Annotated in this window: 15 protein-coding genes and 1 tRNA gene; 9 read left to right on the top strand and 7 right to left on the bottom strand. The window is 40.7% G+C overall.

Annotated features, from left to right (window positions below; all coding sequences use genetic code 11):
- The first annotated feature begins 3 nt into the window (after positions 1-3).
- From E0H82_RS11945 to E0H82_RS11930, 4 genes are all read left to right on the top strand, one after another.
- Complete coding sequence (locus tag E0H82_RS11945; RefSeq protein WP_131265005.1) at positions 4-708, top strand: YfgM family protein; 705 nt, start codon at positions 4-6, stop codon at positions 706-708.
- Positions 708-1,856: an outer membrane protein assembly factor BamB gene (gene bamB / locus E0H82_RS11940; protein ID WP_131265004.1), complete on the top strand. Its 1,149-nt coding sequence runs from the start codon at positions 708-710 to the stop codon at positions 1,854-1,856. The genes E0H82_RS11945 and bamB overlap by 1 nt, the downstream gene beginning before the upstream one ends.
- A gap of 165 nt (positions 1,857-2,021) precedes the next feature.
- A complete protein-coding gene (gene der, locus E0H82_RS11935; RefSeq protein WP_131265003.1) occupies positions 2,022-3,431 on the top strand; it encodes a ribosome biogenesis GTPase Der in 1,410 nt (469 codons plus the stop codon).
- 105 nt (positions 3,432-3,536) lie between these two features.
- The gene (locus tag E0H82_RS11930; RefSeq protein ID WP_228258655.1) at positions 3,537-4,181 is read left to right on the top strand and encodes a 4'-phosphopantetheinyl transferase family protein; all 645 of its coding nucleotides are present in this window, start codon (positions 3,537-3,539) and stop codon (positions 4,179-4,181) included.
- A gap of 48 nt (positions 4,182-4,229) precedes the next feature.
- On the opposite strand, the gene secF is transcribed toward E0H82_RS11930, so the two are convergent.
- The 4 genes from secF to tgt form a co-directional block, all read right to left on the bottom strand.
- Complete coding sequence (gene secF, locus E0H82_RS11925) at positions 4,230-5,198, bottom strand: protein translocase subunit SecF (protein ID WP_131265002.1); 969 nt, start codon at positions 5,196-5,198, stop codon at positions 4,230-4,232.
- An 8-nt stretch (positions 5,199-5,206) separates the two neighbouring features.
- Positions 5,207-7,108: a protein translocase subunit SecD gene (gene secD / locus E0H82_RS11920; protein ID WP_131265001.1), complete on the bottom strand. Its 1,902-nt coding sequence runs from the start codon at positions 7,106-7,108 to the stop codon at positions 5,207-5,209.
- A gap of 51 nt (positions 7,109-7,159) precedes the next feature.
- Positions 7,160-7,489, bottom strand: coding sequence for a preprotein translocase subunit YajC (gene yajC / locus E0H82_RS11915; protein ID WP_016166200.1), 330 nt, complete (start codon positions 7,487-7,489; stop codon positions 7,160-7,162).
- A gap of 98 nt (positions 7,490-7,587) precedes the next feature.
- Positions 7,588-8,718 carry a tRNA guanosine(34) transglycosylase Tgt gene (gene tgt / locus E0H82_RS11910; RefSeq protein WP_131265000.1) on the bottom strand — a complete coding sequence of 377 codons (1,131 nt, stop codon included), beginning with the start codon at positions 8,716-8,718 and terminating at the stop codon, positions 7,588-7,590.
- Positions 8,719-9,007: 289 nt separating this feature from the next.
- Here tgt and E0H82_RS11905 point away from each other — a divergent pair, with 289 nt between their 5' ends.
- Entirely contained in the window at positions 9,008-9,934 is a 927-nt protein-coding gene (locus E0H82_RS11905; protein WP_131264999.1) for a sensor domain-containing diguanylate cyclase, read from the top strand.
- A gap of 73 nt (positions 9,935-10,007) precedes the next feature.
- On the opposite strand, the gene E0H82_RS11900 is transcribed toward E0H82_RS11905, so the two are convergent.
- Genes E0H82_RS11900 through queA form a run of 3 tightly spaced genes read right to left on the bottom strand, consistent with a single transcriptional unit; the run spans position 10,008 to position 12,703 of the window.
- Entirely contained in the window at positions 10,008-10,574 is a 567-nt protein-coding gene (locus E0H82_RS11900; RefSeq protein WP_131264998.1) for a LemA family protein, read from the bottom strand.
- 38 nt (positions 10,575-10,612) lie between these two features.
- The gene (locus E0H82_RS11895) at positions 10,613-11,641 is read right to left on the bottom strand and encodes a hypothetical protein (RefSeq protein WP_131264997.1); all 1,029 of its coding nucleotides are present in this window, start codon (positions 11,639-11,641) and stop codon (positions 10,613-10,615) included.
- Between the two features lie 24 nt (positions 11,642-11,665).
- Positions 11,666-12,703 carry a tRNA preQ1(34) S-adenosylmethionine ribosyltransferase-isomerase QueA gene (gene queA, locus E0H82_RS11890; protein ID WP_131264996.1) on the bottom strand — a complete coding sequence of 346 codons (1,038 nt, stop codon included), beginning with the start codon at positions 12,701-12,703 and terminating at the stop codon, positions 11,666-11,668.
- Between the two features lie 168 nt (positions 12,704-12,871).
- Here queA and E0H82_RS11885 point away from each other — a divergent pair.
- The 4 genes from E0H82_RS11885 to E0H82_RS11870 all read left to right on the top strand — a co-directional run bounded on the left by E0H82_RS11885 (position 12,872) and on the right by E0H82_RS11870 (position 18,063).
- Positions 12,872-12,958 (top strand) — tRNA-Leu (locus E0H82_RS11885).
- A 164-nt stretch (positions 12,959-13,122) separates the two neighbouring features.
- On the top strand, positions 13,123-13,650 hold the full coding sequence (locus tag E0H82_RS11880) for a DUF2939 domain-containing protein (RefSeq protein WP_131264995.1): 528 nt from the start codon (positions 13,123-13,125) through the stop codon (positions 13,648-13,650).
- A 930-nt stretch (positions 13,651-14,580) separates the two neighbouring features.
- Positions 14,581-14,985, top strand: coding sequence for a WYL domain-containing protein (locus tag E0H82_RS11875; protein WP_131264994.1), 405 nt, complete (start codon positions 14,581-14,583; stop codon positions 14,983-14,985).
- 423 nt (positions 14,986-15,408) lie between these two features.
- Complete coding sequence (locus E0H82_RS11870) at positions 15,409-18,063, top strand: isopeptide-forming domain-containing fimbrial protein (RefSeq protein ID WP_165492948.1); 2,655 nt, start codon at positions 15,409-15,411, stop codon at positions 18,061-18,063.
- Positions 18,064-18,067: the final 4 nt, after the last annotated feature.

Below are 18,067 nucleotides of genomic sequence, written 5' to 3'. Positions count from 1 at the left end.
CAAATGAGCGCATCATTGAGTGAAGAAGAACAACTTGAGGGTTTAAAGTCTTTCACTAAGAAATATGGTTCGGCCATTATTAGTGGGATTTTAATTGCGTTGATTGCCTTTTTCGGTTGGGAATATTGGCAAAAGAAAAACCTTGCAGAATCACAAATGCAAACTGCAAAAGTCCAGCAATTGATGGATGATGCGCGTAATGTGCAAGGAAATCCGAATGCGATGACTGAGTTGACTGAAGCTGCGGATAAAATTGTGAAAGATGATCCTGATTCAGCACAGGCAATTCAGACTCAATTTGTGATGGCGAAGTTGGCTTATGATCATGGTGACTATGCAGGTGCAGAGAAAGCCTTGAAAAAGGTGGAAAACTCTAAAGTCAAAGATGATGGTTTAACGCAAATCGTGAAACTACGTTTGGCTTATGCACAGTTGGCGCAAAATAAATATGATGATGCACTCAAATCTTTAGCTCTGGTTACTGATCCTGCATTCAAAGCAACGGCTGACGAAGTGCGTGGTGATGTATATGTCGCTAAGAATGATGTGGAAAATGCAAAAAAAGCGTATCAAAGTGCATGGGATACGTTAATTGAGCGTAAACAAGAGCGTCAAATTTTACAAATTAAACTCGAAAGTGTTGGCGTTTTAGTAGATGATCCTGAAATCGAACGCCCAATTTTAGAAACACAAGTGGATGAGTCTTAATGGATAGAAAATATAAAATACCGTTTGCACTAACAATTTTGACGCTGGCTTTAGTCGGTTGTTCGAGTAACAAAATTAAAGTTGAAGATGTCAAACCAAGTCCATTACCTAAGCTTGAACAATCGAAAAGTTTAGCACCTGTTTTTTCTGAAAGTGTTTCTTCGACTTCAGAGGCAGATCCACTACGTTTACAATTGGATATCGATAATGGGGTAATTTTTGTTGCCAGCCCCAAAGGTGAAGTCACAGCATATCGTGGCAAAGATAAGGTTTGGAGTAAAAAAGTCTCTAAACAAGGTCTAAGCTCAGGTGTAGAAGCCAAAAATGGTCTAGTGATTGTTGGAAACCATAAAGGTCAATTGTTTGCATTAGACCAAGCAACAGGTGAACAAAAGTGGACCGCACAGTTAACAGGTGCAATTTTGGCGCCATCTTTGGTGCAATCTGGTCGTGTGGTGACCGTCAGCAATGATGGTACAGTTTACGCGCATGATTTAGAGTCTGGGCAGCAAGTCTGGAGTTATGATTTACCAAGCGTACAATTTAGCTTACGTGGTACTTCAACGCCTGTAGCATTGGATGCACGTACTGTATTGGTGTCGTCTGCAAATGCTTATGTCTATGCGTTAGATGTGCTTAGTGGTGTACCTCGTATGCAGCGCCGTGTGTCGGTCAGTGATGGTCGCTCTGACATTCAGCGTTTAAATGATGTTGATGGTGACCCAGTGGTGGTCGGTCAACTTCTCGTGACCACCAGTTTTCAGGGGCAAGTGACTGCAACCGACTTAGCTTCACAACAAGTGATTTGGAGTGAAGATGCCAGCAGTACCAAACGTCCAGAAGTTGCAGACAATAAAGTCTTTGTTGCTCAAGCGAATGGCAAGCTAGTCGCCTATGATCTGGCGACAGGTCAGCAATTGTGGCAAAATGAGCAACTTTTAAACCGAGAGCTGAGTAATCCAGTGCTCTTTGGTCAAGACTTGGTTGTTGGCGATTTAGATGGTGTATTACATCTAATTGATCCGAATTCAGGTCAGTTAATTGGTCGCGCCAAAACCAGTGGTGCTGTCCGTACATTGCGTGTAATTGAAGGTCAACTCACAGTCGCGACACGCAAGGGTACATTTAGCGTTTGGCAGAATCGTTAATTTTCGTCTGCCTTATGTTAAACTAAGCCAAATCCGTATTTTTAAACACGGGGTATTTGAGAAATTTCAATGCCCCGTGTTTTATTTAGTATTATTCTTAAATATCTTCCATTTTTCTGATGTTCAGACCAGTCTCACTGGCTGATCTTGAATAAAGGTTAAACTATGAAACCCGTAATTGCGCTCATTGGTCGTCCGAACGTCGGAAAATCAACTCTATTTAACCAGATAACTAAAAGTCGTGATGCTTTGGTGGCTGACTTTGCGGGTCTGACACGCGACCGTAAATATGGTGATGCTGTTTATCAAAATAAATCTTTCATTGTGGTCGATACAGGTGGTATTGGCGAAAATGAAGGTGGTATTGACTCCTACATGGCAGAGCAGTCTAAAACTGCGATTCATGAAGCGGATATCATTGTATTTGTGGTAGATGCGCGTGCAGGTCTATTGGCTTCTGATGAACAAATTGCACGTGAACTCCGTACCTTAGGTAAAAAAGTTTACCTTGTCGCAAATAAGGTGGATGGTGTACACGCGGAAGCCGCGCTTGTCGAGTTCTATAAGCTTGGTATGGGTGAGCCACTGCAAGTTGCGGCAAGTCATGGTCGTGGCGTACAGCAAATGCTGGAAGATGTGTTGCAGGATGTGCCTGAAGACGAGAATCCAGAAGAACACGACAAAAACACTGGCCTGCGTCTCGCCATTATTGGTCGTCCGAACGTAGGTAAATCAACGCTAGTCAACCGTTTGTTGGGTGAAGAGCGCGTGGTGGCATTTGACCAGCCAGGTACAACCCGTGACTCTATTTATATCCCTTTCGAGCGTGATGGTCGTCAATATACGCTGATTGATACTGCGGGTGTACGTCGTAAAGGTAAGGTCGATGAAATGATCGAGAAATTCTCGATTGTAAAAACCTTACAAGCCATGAAAGATGCACATGTGGTTGTTGTGGTGGTGGATGCTCGTGAAGGTATTGTAGAGCAAGACTTACACTTGATTGGTTATGCCTTAGAAGCAGGGCGTGCCATGGTAATTGCGATCAACAAATGGGACAACATGTCTGAGTATGATCGTAAGCAATGTAAGCTAGATGTTGAACGTCGTTTTGATTTTATTCCTTGGGCAAAAATCCACTTAATTTCTGCGCTGCATGGTACGGGTGTAGGGGAAATGTACCCATCAATCCACCGTGCTTATGAATCTTCACATTTGAAAGTTTCACCAGCCAAAATCACGCAAATCTTGAGTGATGCTGTGGATGCACATCAACCACCAATGGTGGGTGGTCGCCGTATTAAAATGCGTTATGCACATATGGGCGGGCAAAATCCACCAACGATTGTGATTCATGGTAACAAAGTTGATAAAACACCAGCAGATTACCGTCGTTACTTGGAAAATGTGTTCCGTCGTGTGTATAAACTGGAAGGTACGCCTGTGCGTATTGAGTTTAAAACCTCTGAAAACCCATTTGAAGGGCGTAAGTCACAAGTGGATGAACGTACTGCTGCACGTAAACGTCGTTATGTTCAGAAGTTCAAAAAAGCTGAGAAAAAATTTAAACGCTAATTTTCAGTTCATTTAAAAGATAAAAAAGCCCAAAGACGACTTTGGGCTTTTTCTTTTGTATTCGGTTTCTTTTAGAATGAGGCTGTACATAAAGAGGAGATATGCGTGACGAAATTGATTCATATAGATGTCAGCCGCTTAGAGCAGATGATTCAGTTGCCTGCGGATTTAGACCGTAAAGCCAAAGTACAGCAACAAAAACAGGCGATCTATCAATTTCGGAATCAGTTGCTCTCGCAGCACATGCAACGTGAGATTCAAAACGCAGATCTTTCTAAGACTGAATATGGCAAGCCATATTTAGAACAATTTCCACAAGTCACATTTAATCATAGCCATAGCCATAAACACTACGCTTTAGCCTATAGCGATACGGTTAAACAGGTCGGTATAGATATTGAGGATTTGGACCGAAAGGTTCGATTTGAAGCCTTGGCACAACATGCATTTCATCCTGATGAGCTTAAGCATTGGGCTGAAATGGAATATTCAGAAGAATTTTGGTTTAGGGTTTGGACCACTAAAGAAGCGGTACTAAAAGCTTCGGGCTTGGGGATTCGGCTGAGTTTGAATGAGTTGAATACACAGGTACATCCAATCCAGCATGGCGGGATGTGTCAGCACGCGATGTTAGGAAGCTTTGCTTATCAGAACTATCATTTAGGTCAAACGATGCTGACAGTGGCTTGGCAGGCAGAACTCTCGTGTCATGGCTTTCAGTGGCCACAAATTCAATTGATTCAACATTAAAAAAGCCCATCCGAGGATGAGCTTTAATGTGAGCCTGTTGTTTAGGGATTAAGGAATCTCTTCCTCATCAAACTCGGGTTTAATTTGAACAATAAAGTCTTGACGATTTAAACCACGCCATAGGGCATAAGCGGTTGCAATATAAATCGAAGAGTATGTTCCTGCAAACACACCGATAAACATTGCCACTGAGAACCAACGTAGACCTTCACCGCCCATAATTAACATAGCGACGACAACCAATAATAAAGTTGCGGAAGTATGTACAGTTCGGCGTAAAGTTTCAGTGAGGGCAATATCGATCACTTCACGAGGTGATGCACCTCGAATTTTACGGAAGTTCTCACGGATACGGTCCGATACCACGATGTTATCGTTGAGTGAGAAACCAATCACGGCAAGCACTGCAGCTAAAGTAGTCAGGTCAAATGGCCATTGCATGAATGCAAATACCCCTAGAATCACTAAAATATCGTGAAAGAGGGAGAGGATTGCACCTACAGCTAATTTGAACTCAAAGCGAATGGTCACGTAGATCAACATCAAGATCAATGCAAGTGCAACTGCACCCGCAGAGCGAACATAGAGTTCATTTCCGACTTGACCACCGACAGCATCAACTTTATGTAACGTAGCTGTGTTATTCGGTACTTGCACTGCTTGAGCCAAGGTGTTATTCAAATCTTCAACACTGGCTTTTTGCACAGGCATACGAATGAGTACGTCTGTGTTACTGCCTAGGGTCTGTACCACGGCATGTTCAAAGCCTGTGGCTTGAAGTGATTTAACAATTTGATCTTGGTCAACCGGTTTTGCGTAGGTGACTTCCGCAGAAATACCCCCAGTAAAGTCCAAACCTAAGTTAAGACCATTCACGGCAATGAAGAAGATACTGGCAATGGTAATTAAAATTGACGCGAAGGCAGCAGGTTTGCTGATCTTCATGAAGCCAATTACACGCTCATTGTCAGGGCGACCATATTGTTTTGATTTAGGTTGAGTCATGTCAGTCATCATCGATCTCCTTAAATGCTCAACTTTTTCAAGTCACGCTTTTTGCCATAAATCAATTGTACGACCGCACGAGTCACCGTAATCGAGGTAAACATCGAGCAGACAATACCAATCATGTGGGTGACTGCAAAGCTTTTGATTGGACCTGAACCGATGGCAAACAAAATGAAAGCGACAATAAAGGTAGTTAAGTTCGAGTCTAGAATGGTGTTATAGGCGCGATCATAACCCGCAATAATGGCTTGTTTGGGAGAGGCTCCCCATTTTATTTCTTCTCGTATTCGCTCACAGATGAGGACGTTGGCATCGACCGCCATACCAATGGTGATGATGATACCAGCAATACCTGGAAGCGATAATGAAGCGCCAATCCAAGACATTACGGTCAGGATCATGGCAATATTGATGACGAGAGCTAAATTGGCAATTAAACCAAATAGACGGAAGAACACCACCATCCAGATCGCTACCAGTAAGAAACCGATTTGGGTGGATAAGACACCTTTATCAATGTTTTCTTGACCAAGGCTCGGACCAACCACGCGTTCTTCAACAAAGTACATTGGCGCTGCTAATGCACCCGCACGTAACATGAGGGCAAGTTCTGACGCTTCTTGTGGCGAATCTAAGCCTGTGATACGGAACTGAGAACCCAACACAGCTTGAATGGTTGCCGCATTAATGACCACAGATTCTGTATATGGTGTACGGACTTCTGTTTGAGCACCAGTTTTCGGGTCTGCGACATAGCTGATCTTTTGTTTATTTTCAATAAACAATACCGCCATACGTTTGCCCACAGAATTACGCGTAGCGTCTGCCATGAGCTTACCACCCGCGCTGTCGAGGGTAATATTAACTTCTGCACCGCCAGTGTCCTGACTAAAGCCAGAAGAAGCATTTTGAACGCGTTCACCCGTCAAAATACGGTTGCGGTTAAGTAATAACTCACGACCACTATCGAGTGACTGATACGCAAAAACTTCTGTACCCGGAGGGAGTGGTTGACCATTGTATTTACCTGTATATGGGTCAATATATTGATCATTCTGGTCGGATACCAGACGGAACTCTAAGTTTGCAGTACGACCTAAAACACGTTTTGCTTCTGCCGTATCTTGTACACCCGGTAATTCCACCACAATACGGTTATTGCCTTGGGTTTGTACCAGAGCTTCTGCTACACCTAACTCATTAATACGGTTACGGAGTGTAGTTAAGTTTTGGTTGACCGCATAAGATTGAATTTCTTGCTTACGCGCATCGGTATAGGTCAAGCGCAAGCTAGAGCCTGTATCTGAAGCAACTGCTTGCTGAGTAAATTCGGTATTTTTGCTGCGCAAGAAATCCATGACTGCATCACGATCAGTATTGTTCGCAAATTGCAAAGTAATGGTATTGCTATTCAATGAAAGACTATTGAATTTCAACTTATTGTCACGCAATTGACGACGTAAATCGGTTGCGGAGGTTTCCATACGTTGGCTGATGGCTTTGTCCATATCCACTTCAAGTAGGAAGTGAACACCACCACGCAAGTCCAAACCAAGCTTCATTGGTTTCGCACCAATTTTTTGCAACCATTCTGGTGTGGTTGGTGCAAGGTTCAGCGCAACAACGTAGTTATCTCCAAGACCACGGCGTAATGCATCTTTGGCTTTTAACTGGGCTTCAGATGAATCTAGACGGAGCAATGCAGCGTTATTGGTAAAGCTATTGTCATGCGTTGCAATATTTTCGCTTTTTAAAATTTGCTCTGCTTTTTGTATGATGCTTTGGTCAATTTGAGTACCAGCTTTGGCACCTGAAATTTGAACAGCAGGTTCATCAGGATACAAACTTGGCAGGGCATATAATGTACTGACCACGAGAACCACGAGAATCAGTAGATATTTCCATGCTGGGTAACGCATTTGTTTTCTTCTTAAAATGAAAAAGTCGTGCGGGTGCACGACTATTTTTGATTAAAGGTTATTTAATGTGCCTTCAGGAAGAACTGAAATCACACTTGCGCGTTGAATTTTTACTTCTACACCACGGTTTAATTCAACCACTGCAAAATCACCTTCAATTTTAGTAATTTTACCCATCAAACCACCAGCAAAAACAACTTCACTTCCAACACCTAAGCTTTCAACTAAAGAACGGTGTTCTTTAGCACGCTTAGATTGCGGACGCCAAATCAAGAAATAGAAAATTGCGACAAAAACCGCAATCATAAGTAAGTTCGTTACGAGGCTTGGTTGCTGTGCAGCTTCACCTGCTGCGTGAGCAGTAGAAATAAAAAGGCTCATTTCAATTTCCTAAACAATAAACTGGTATCAATTTGATAATAAATAGACTTGCTCTGCAATTTACCTTGTCTTTTTCTTCAGCGCAAATGCTGAAAGAATTAATCTTGCGGACAAGGAGGTACTTCTAAACCACGACGTTGATAAAAGTCTTCAACAAAAGCATCAAACGTCCCGTTATCGAGTGCATCGCGGATGTCTTGGGTGAAGCGCTGGTAGTAACGTAAATTATGGATGGTCCCTAACATTGATCCCAACATTTCACCGCATTTTTCTAAATGGAATAAATACGCGCGGGTAAAGTTGGTACAGGTATAGCAATCACAGTGTGGGTCAAGCGGTTGTTGGTCATGACGGTATTTACTGTTACGAATACGGACCAAACCATCCGTCACAAAGTAATGACCATTTCGTGCATTTCGGGTTGGCATTACGCAGTCAAACATATCTACGCCACGACGAATACCTTCAACAATGTCTTCTGGCTTACCCACGCCCATTAAATAACGAGGTTTATCAGCAGGCATTTTGTTTGGAAGATAATCCAAAACCTTGATCATTTCCTCTTTCGGTTCTCCGACAGAAAGACCACCAATGGCATAACCATCAAAACCAATTTCGAGTAAACCCGTTAAAGATTCTTCACGAAGGTCTTCATACATTCCCCCTTGAATAATGCCAAATAAAGCATTGCTATTGTTTAACTCATCATGGTGATGGGTTTTACAACGCTTTGCCCAGCGCAATGAAAGCTGCAATGACTTTTGCGCTTCTTCATGCGTCGCAGGATAAGGTGTGCATTCATCAAAAATCATGACAATGTCAGAATTTAAAGTTTTTTGAATTTCCATCGAAACTTCAGGAGACAAGAAAACTTTAGAACCATCAATCGGAGAGCGGAAAGTCACGCCTTCTTCTTTGATTTTACGCATTGCACCAAGACTAAAGACTTGGAAGCCGCCTGAGTCGGTTAATATCGGTTTGTCCCATTTCATGAACTGGTGTAAGCCACCATGTGCTTCAATGACATCTAAGCCTGGACGTAAGTACAGGTGAAAAGTATTACCTAAAATAATTTGTGCTTGAATGTCTTCAATATCACGTGGCAACATACCTTTAACTGTGCCATAAGTACCAACAGGCATAAATACAGGTGTTTCAACAACACCATGTTCAAGCGTTAAGCGACCACGGCGGGCACGCCCCGATTGTGCAAGTTTTTCAAACTTCATACAAATTCCAAATCAAGGCGAAAAAACAGTTCGCTGATTGTTCGAGCTAAAAAGAGAGCTATTTTCCTCGATTCTGTACTTAAACGCCAGTTTTGTGATGTATTGAACTGTTAATTCTGATTCATGAATTACAAAAAATGAGAGAAAAGCGGGTTTGGTCAAAATTTTGCTTTATTTTTGTTTGTGTAATGTTTTGTTTCTCTTTTACCTGAAAATGGTGATTATATTGTAAAGAGAATTGGTATTTACTAATTGTTTACGCTGACTGTGTGTTCTTAGGGGGGAGGTAATGAGTGAGTTAAAAGAATGGGAATTTTATAAAACTTTATTGGAAACTACGAATGCCATTCCGTGGCAAATTAATTGGGATACCAAAGAATTTAGTTATATTGGGCCACAAATTGAAAGCTTATTGGGGTGGCCGCAAGACAGTTGGAAATCTGCACAAGACTGGATTGACCGTATGCATCCTGATGATCGAGATAAGACGGTTGGGATGTGTATTCAACTCTCCGATGATGGTACGGATCATGAGGCAGATTATCGCGCGTTAACCCAAGATGGCGGATACGTCTGGATACGCGATGTTGTGCATGTGATTCGTGAAAATGATAAAACCATTGCCATTATTGGCTTCATGTTTGATATTTCTGAACGCAAAAGTATGGAATTGGAACTTGAGGAGTTGAATAAAAAGAATCAAGCATTATTACTCCAAGATCCATTGACGCAGGTGGCAAATCGTAAAGCGCTGAATGAACGGATTGAACATGAGTTTAAGCGAGCAGAGCGCAACAAACGACCATTGTCGCTACTGTTTATTGATATTGATCATTTTAAAAAATACAACGACGATTTTGGACATTTGCAAGGTGATCAGTGTTTGATTGCAGTCGCGCAGTTATTAAAAAATCAGTTTAGTCGAGCCTACGATTTTGTGGCGCGCTTTGGTGGGGAAGAGTTTGTGGTCATTTTGCCTGAAACTACACTTGAAGATGCGGTTTCATCGGCTGAACGCTTCCGTAAGGCAGTGGCTCATTTAACCATCCCGAGTCTGACAGCAAGTCAGCATGCTGATATCACGGTGAGCATTGGGGTAAATACCCATGGTGCTGGGCAAAACTACTTGAATGTGTCTAACTTTTTGCAATCGGCAGATGAGTTGTTGTATCAGGCTAAAGCTGAAGGTCGCAATCAGATTTGTTATTACTCTTAAATTGAAAAAAACAGCATGGTTCGCCATGCTGTTTTTATTTATGCTTGTATTTAGAGTTACACAATAAAAAGTCTTAGAAATTCGGACGATAATCAAAATTTTGCATAGCTGCCGTATCACGAAATGGTCGAATGGCTTTTTTGCCAATGGTCATGGTATTGATGACGTTGTTGGGAAAAATCTGAATTTGGTTGTTAAACAATTCAACATTGCGATTAAAAATCGTAATCGCAGCTCCTACATTTTCGTTTTGTTCTTCAATTTCATTCATCATTTTTAGATAAATTTCATTGGCTTTAAGCTCAGGGTAGTTTTCAACCACGACATTTAGGCTGTGCATGAGTTCTTTGTTTAAGTTCTCAATCCGTTGTAACTGAGATACATCGGCAGTGTTTGCATTCAAACTTAAAATGTTCTGACGCAATTCGGTCACTTTTTCTAAAGTGCCTTTTTCAAAACTTGAATATTGCTCTACCAAGGGTGCAAGCGCATCTAAAATTTTAATTTTTTGACGTTCGTAGCTGGTAACATCTGACCAAGCACGAATAGTGGCATTATGATGGCGTACAATATTATTACGAATGAAAATAATGGCTACAATGGCGATAATAATTAGCAATAATAAAATAAAAAGTCCCATGTTGCCCCCTGTTTAATGGTTATACAATTTTGTCGCTGTTATTTTAAAAGTTTCAATAAATCAGACTTTAAATGTTCTAGATAAGGTAGTTTAAATGTACGTAAGTGTCCACGTAAACTGGAAATATCTTGGATATTCTGAGCCTTGCTAGAAATTTTAAACAAATCATGTGGTCCTAGATAACACAGGACATCACTCTCTGGATGAAACAACAAATCTCCTGAACGGTACTCAAAAAAGTCCGATAGGCGAAGCACCATGGCGGGTGTCAGCATTTTTGCCATCTGCATTTCATCGGTGCCATAGAATTTGAGTCGCTGATTGGTCTGAATATCACTGGTATGCCATGCAAAAGAATAAGGATGACCAAACGATTTGCTCGCAGTACTGATCGCTAAGCCAGGCATGTCAACACCAAAGACAAATACGCCCCACAGATCACGATGTATTTCCTGAACCTTGACCTGATTGCCATCTTTATCAGTCATGCGGACTTCATTCACAAAGTGATATTGAAATACCAGTACTTGATGGTCCTTGTTTTCTTCATCTGTCCAAACAGTGCTTGCATATAATGGAAAATCATTAGAGACAGAGCCTTGCTCAAACACTGGAAACAGGCGTTTTAAGTGGGCAATAAATAAAACAGGATTGAGTGGAACGGAAATATGTTGTGGTTGGCGGTGGTAAGCCAACTGATATTTTTGTGCAATGGTTTGTTGTTCGAGATAATCAATTACTTCTTCAACGGGGTCGTCATCTTCATAACAAATATAGGCCCAAAATACCATCAGCCCGCCACAGAACAGGCTAGCTTGCGCCCAAATACTACTGGGTTGAATCAAAATCGCAAGCATAAAAATACTGCCTGTAATTGCAAGCAACCACGGCAGAGTATTTTCAAACTTCAAGGTGACAGGAGCATTCCAAGGATGTAGGCCATCTAAAATTTGTTGATGGCTTTGCGCCTGACGCCCGATGTCCCAAAGCCGAGCAATATTGTGGAAGACCACCTGATTCTTTTTACGACGAATATGAATCGAATGTCGCACAGTATCAATCGGCATAAGAGCAGGAGGTCCTTGTTATTGTTATCTTGTAAAACGGTCAATCAGCATGGCATCGCCATAACTAAAGAAACGATATTCTGTAGCCACTGCATGTTGGTAGGCATTGAGAATATTGTCACGATTGGATAATGCAGAAACCAACATCAACAGCGTAGATTCAGGTAAGTGGAAATTGGTAATTAAACGATCTACCACTTTAAAATCATAGCCAGGGTAAATGAAAATTTGGGTATCACCGATCCAAGCATCGAGTACACCGCCATGTGCTTGAGCAGCACTTTCCACAGCACGTGTTGCTGTTGTGCCAACCGCAATGACTTTATTCCCTCGTGCTTTGGTTTCACGAATTAATTCAACAGTATGTGCTGGTACATCGCACCATTCGCTGTGCATGACATGATTGGCAATATCATCGGTACGAACAGGCAGAAATGTTCCAGCACCTACATGTAAGGTCACGAAAGCTTTGTGAATTCTTTTAGCTTCGAGTTTCTCTAGTAAAGCTTGATCGAAGTGTAAACTTGCGGTGGGTGCCGCAACACTGGCTAATTTGCTTGGATCATTGAATACAGTTTGGTAGCGTTCAGTATCAATCGCTTCTGCTTCACGGTTGAAGTAGGGTGGAATGGGTAACTGACCACAGCGGTCTAAAACCTCCAAAATCGGTTGCGAAAATTCGACAATAAATAAATTCTCATGGCGACCCTGTACCGTCACTTTAATCTCTTCTGCGCCCACAAACAGTTCTGCACCTGCTTTAGGTGAGTTACTGGCTTTGATATGGCAATGTGCGATGTACGCGTCCTGCAAACGTTCGACCAAAACTTCAACGGCACCACCTGTTGCACGTTTGCCTTTTAATCGGGCTTTCATGACTTTAGTGTCGTTTAAAATTAAGAGGTCACCTTCATGCAGTAAATCCAGAATATCGGTAAACTGATGATCGTGATATTGACCTTGTGCATCTAAATGGAGCAAGCGTGATGAACTGCGGGTGTCTAATGGATATCGAGCAATAAGCTCATCAGGGAGATCAAAATTGAAGTCAGAAAGTTGCATGACACATTTCGCTAAAAAAACTGACGGTAGTATATGCTTTTTTTCATTTCTTAGTCGAAATTGGTTAAATAAGAGTCTAAAAAATCCATTCTGTTTCAAAATTAACCAATTGCGCTAATCTAGCGTTGACAAGGTTTTTAAACAGGTTAATATACGCATCAACACCTTCCCGAGGTGGTGAAATTGGTAGACGCGGCGGACTCAAAATCCGCTGTCAGAGATGACGTGTCGGTTCGAGTCCGACCCTCGGGACCATATATTAAAAAGCCCTCAAGCATATTAAGACTTGGGGGTTTTTTATTGCCTGAAATTTAGTGTTCTTCGAAGGAAAGTGCTTTTTAGATACATGTCTTCTGCTTTTGATTCTTTCAAGAAGACGCTATTTTATGGTTATAGATAGCTTCATTTGGAAAAGAACAATGAATAAAAAAATCATTTGGACGGTTATTGGACTTATTTTTTGTGCGTTAGCCTATTTTTATGTTTCTCCTTATATTGTGTTGAACAATATAAAAAATGCAGCGCAAGCAGGAGACAGTGAAAAAGTCTCTCAATATATTGATTATCCAAGCGTACGACAAAGCCTGAAAGATCAAATGAATGCAGATATGCTTCAAGACAAGAGGGGTGAGCAGGATCATTTCTCTGGTTGGGGACAAATGCTAGCTTCGAGTTTGTTAAATAAAATCGTTGATGTCGTGGTGACACCAGAAGGAATGACGATGATCTTGCAAGGGCGGGGCTTGAAAGCAATTGATCAAGATAAAGTCGGTCAAGAAACTGCTGATGCTAAACAACAACATAAGCCTGAATATAAGGCCGGCTATACCTCTTGGCAGGATTTTGAAGTGAAAATTCAAGCCCCAGAGTCGTCTAAAGTGTTTAAAATGATGATGGTGCGAGATGGTTTAAGTTGGAAAGTACACAAGATTATTGTTCCATTGTAATGAGCGGGTTTAGAGTAAATCGGTCAATGTAAATACAGCAGAATTGTCATCATCTTGTAGACAGAGTCTTGGCATTATTGGTGGGTCTAAGTGTATTTATTATTTAATTTTTTGCGCCAAAACTTGATTTGGATTAACCCAAATTAAGTAAAGCTAAGCAGTGTTCAACCAAAAATAATAGCAGATAGAATAGCGAAAACAGCTTTATCAAAATGGTATTAATGATGCAAATGAAGTGTATGCCAATCAACGGCTCATTCTTGTCAGTAACGTATTGAACAGAATTGGAATAATATAGAAAATTGCTTGAATAATCCGCGTGTGAAACACCTGACATTTAGAAGCAAAGCCTGCTGTCTGAACGGGTTTACAGCGGCTGAATTTCATTAGATTGTCTTTTATCTATCGCGATTGCTAACCAGTTGGAATGAATTGGGACGCAAGCAAAACGGGTCTGTGTCAGTAAAATTCAAAATGTAATGTATGCATAAAAAGCATATATAAAAATAAGTACTTGAATTTACACTTTGTTCAAATTTAAGTGTTTTTTATTTAATGGAATTAATTTGGTGAATGAATCAAATGTTGGTTATGAGGTATTTATATTTTAAATCCAGTACTTTTTCCGAGAGTTAATTTAATTTTAATGTCTATGTTTAACAGAATAGTGATTTTTTTTAAGCTTTGTATTCGAAAAGTGAAATTTACTCTAATTATTAATAATAATTCGATGAACATAATATAAATAAGCACTTATATGTGTGGATTCTTTAATTTATCTTTATGTATAAATCTATTTTTTAAATTAACTAAAAATTAATGCGAAAATTGAATCAATAAAATGACATGGATTTGCTACAATCGCGCGGTCTTTGCGGTTGTTTAAAATAGATAAAGAATTTTAAAGAGATAACGAGGTGCGGTTTGAAGATGGAAATTGCGGGCGCTGTACTGGCGGCTATCTTCTTTGGTAGTTTCATGTTGATAAGTAAAAGAATACGGAAGCAACCTTGTGGTGCGAATGAAAAAGCATGCCCACTGAACGCATTAGAACAGGATAGGCTTTCTTTAGAGCCGGAATGTATTTGTACGCCGTGTAAAACGCTAGAAATTCTTTATCAAAATCAAAAAGGTCAAATGACCATTCGGGATATTGATGTTATTCGAGTATATCAAGAAAAACAGCATTGGTATGTTGACGCATTTTGCCATTTGTTAAATGAACAATGCATTTTTGAAGTCGAAAAAATTAAATGTCTAAAATGTCCTAAACATTGTTCACGTTTAATTAATTCAGTTGAAATTCTAGAATATTTAACCAAACACCTTGAATGATGATTGGAATATTTTCCTTATTTTTTATTCATCTCTTCGCTATGAGTGGTTTATTTCAAACAAGATTTTTTCTTTATTTTGGAAAGTGAAAATAACTTTGTGTAATTTTTGGAATTAATATTTAAGAGAATGCTTGTTTTTTGAGATAGGTTTTTAGTTAGCTATTGATAAATCTTGTTTATTTCTATTTTCTTTCGTTGTATTCAGCATTTGATATGCCCCTATCATGAATAATCGCTCAACGTATCATCTCAATTTTTTTTGAGTGCTATGCCTAGGCGACAGCAGTACAAGACTTAATCATCAACGAATAATGATAAAAATTATCTAAAAGCGTGTGCAAAATAATCAACAAATGATACATTTATGTATAATATTGTGACTTATTTATCATTTATTGTAAATTTTGTGAGTGTTTGCTTTATGCCGGGGATGACAACAAGAATACATCGCGCGTTATTGGGGAGTGCATCGCTATTATTGGTCGGTGTTTGTCATGCTTTTCCTCAGCCAGGAAGCTATATTTCCAACGTTGCATCTGGGGACTATACCGATGAGATGGGCAACCTCTTATTGGTTAATTCCAATCCTGTGGCATTGGAGGTGCAAAAGACATACTCCCTAACACTGCTACAAAATCAAAACCAATATGGTGCTATAGGCGGGGTGGTGAATCTTCCACACGTGCTGACCAATACAGGTAATAGTGCTGATCGATATACCTTGGCTTTAGTGCAAAGCAGTAGCGATAACTTTGATTTAAGTAATGTAAAGGTATATGCAGACCGTGATCAAAATGGTTTACCTGATAATACCGAAGACCTATTGCTAGGTTCAATTGAGCTGAATGCAGGACAATCTTTAGCTGTTGTGATTGTGGGCAGTATTCCTAGCAATGTATCTTTTAATCAGCTTAGTAGTTTAGACCTCAAGGCTGTGAGCCAGCAAAATGCGACGCTTTCTGCACAAGTCACAGATACGATTCGCGTTGTAGACGATGCCGTAATCGCTTTGGTTAAAGCGCAAAGTGCAAGTGAAGGAAATATAGGTGATCTGATTACCTATACTTTGACCTATCGAAATACAGGTACAGCAACGCGTCGTGTGCTGTTGCAAGATGTCTTGGATGATTCCTTGGAATATGTATCAGGCTCGGCAATTTGGAATCAAAATAGCACCGCACTCACCGATGCAAATGATACTGAAGCATCAGCCAATACAGGAATTGCTTATCAACTGAAAGCTGATGGGAAGAGTTTGGAAGCCAGTATTGCCACGGTTGCACCTCTAACATCAGGCACGCTGAGCTTTAAAGCCAAAGTGAAACAAGGTGCAGCGAATAAAATTCCAAATACGGCAGGTTTTGTACAATACGACACGGATAATACCACGGTAACACTGAGCAGCTTTTCCAATACCGTGATCTATAACTTGGCCGCTGTCTATGGGGTGGTTTTAAATAATAAATCCAGTTCAGCAACGAACGCCGGGAATCCCAACAGTAGTCCCGATAACTTGGTCATTCAAGCCAGTTTAAAACCAGGGCAAGAAGTTTTCTTTAATAACTATGTTTGGAATGTTGGCAATACCACAGATACTTATAATTTAAGTTACAGCTCAAGTAATTTACCGAGCTGTGCCAAAGTTAATTTTTACACGCAGGATGGAAAAACTTTACTCACAGATACCAATGGTGACGGTAAAGTGGATACCGGTTCAATTTCAAATGCGGCGGTAAAACAAATTCAGGTCGGAGTGTCGGCTTCTACAGGGTGTAGTAGCAGTGTCAGCCATATCAACATTGATGTGGTTGCAACTTCGATTGCTTCAAGTTCAGTCTCTGATCCGATTCGTAACCAAATTACAGTTTTAACTGCAGGATCGAGCAGTAGTGATTTATATAACGCAGACCAATCGGGTTTAGGTGTGGGGACCGTGGATAACTTAGGTCAACCTTTACGTACGGTTAAAGTGGTCTCGGGTAAAGCCATTTTTCCTTTGGTTGCAAAGAATACTTCAACCCAAGCCAATAACTATAATTTGTATGCATCCTTTAGCGCGATTGATGTGGCCAATATTGTGCCGACAAGCAAAACGGGCTTTAGCGTCAAATTTTATGAGGGGGATGCAAGCTGTCAAACAGTTGGTAAGCAAATCACCAATACGGGAACTTTGGCGGCAGGGGCAAGCAAAGCATATTGTGCGGTGATTGATGTTGATGCAAGCCAACAGAATTTTACAGCTCCAATTTGGTTTGCGATTCAATCACCCATCAATCAACAGGCGGACTCCATTAAGGATCAAATTGAAAGTAATGTTGTGCGCTTACTCACCCTAACCAATGATCAGCAGGGACAGGTGGGTGTCGGTGGGACGATTGTTTATGTGCACACTTTAAAGAATTTGGGCAATATGGCGGAAGGTGAAAATGCAGGTTCTCAAGTGAACCTTAAAGTGGTTCCGCTTAAAAATGATGGCTTTGTCTATAGCCTTTATTATGATGCGAATAAAAATGGTCAAATTGATAGTGCAGACCAAATGATCAGCGCCACCACCAGTCTAAATCAACTTTTGGGTGGTACAGGTTTAGTCGCTCAGGCAGACATTCAGCTTTTACTTAAAGTTCAGGCAGCACCTTCTGCAACAGAAGGGGTGATGAGTCAGGCGGATATTTTGGTTGAGATTTCTGATTTTAATGGAATTCATTTAGACAACTTAAAAAACACAGATGTGACTACGGTAGCCACTGGGCATTTACAGTTATTGAAAACACAAGCAGTGAATAGTGGCTGTATAACCACTGATCTAGCGGCTTTGAGCTATACCACCCAGTTGGTTTCGGTTAAACCAAATCAGTGTGTGGCCTATAAACTCACGCTCAAAAATGATGGTAGCTCTGTGGTGAAGAATGTGCAGTTTAATGACGTCGTTCCTGCCTACACCAGTCTTGTAGGAACGCCTGTGATTGTTCCGACAGGGACAAATTTATCTTCAGGTGAGAAAGTTTCAGCTTTGGTGAATAGTTTAGATCCAAATCAAGAAGCCAATTTCTACTTTGTTATTCGTGTTAACCCTTAAGCGT

Source organism: Acinetobacter sp. ANC 4910 (genome assembly GCF_004331035.1).
Classification (GTDB): Bacteria; Pseudomonadota; Gammaproteobacteria; order Pseudomonadales; family Moraxellaceae; genus Acinetobacter.
This window is presented reverse-complemented; position numbering and strand designations above follow the sequence as displayed.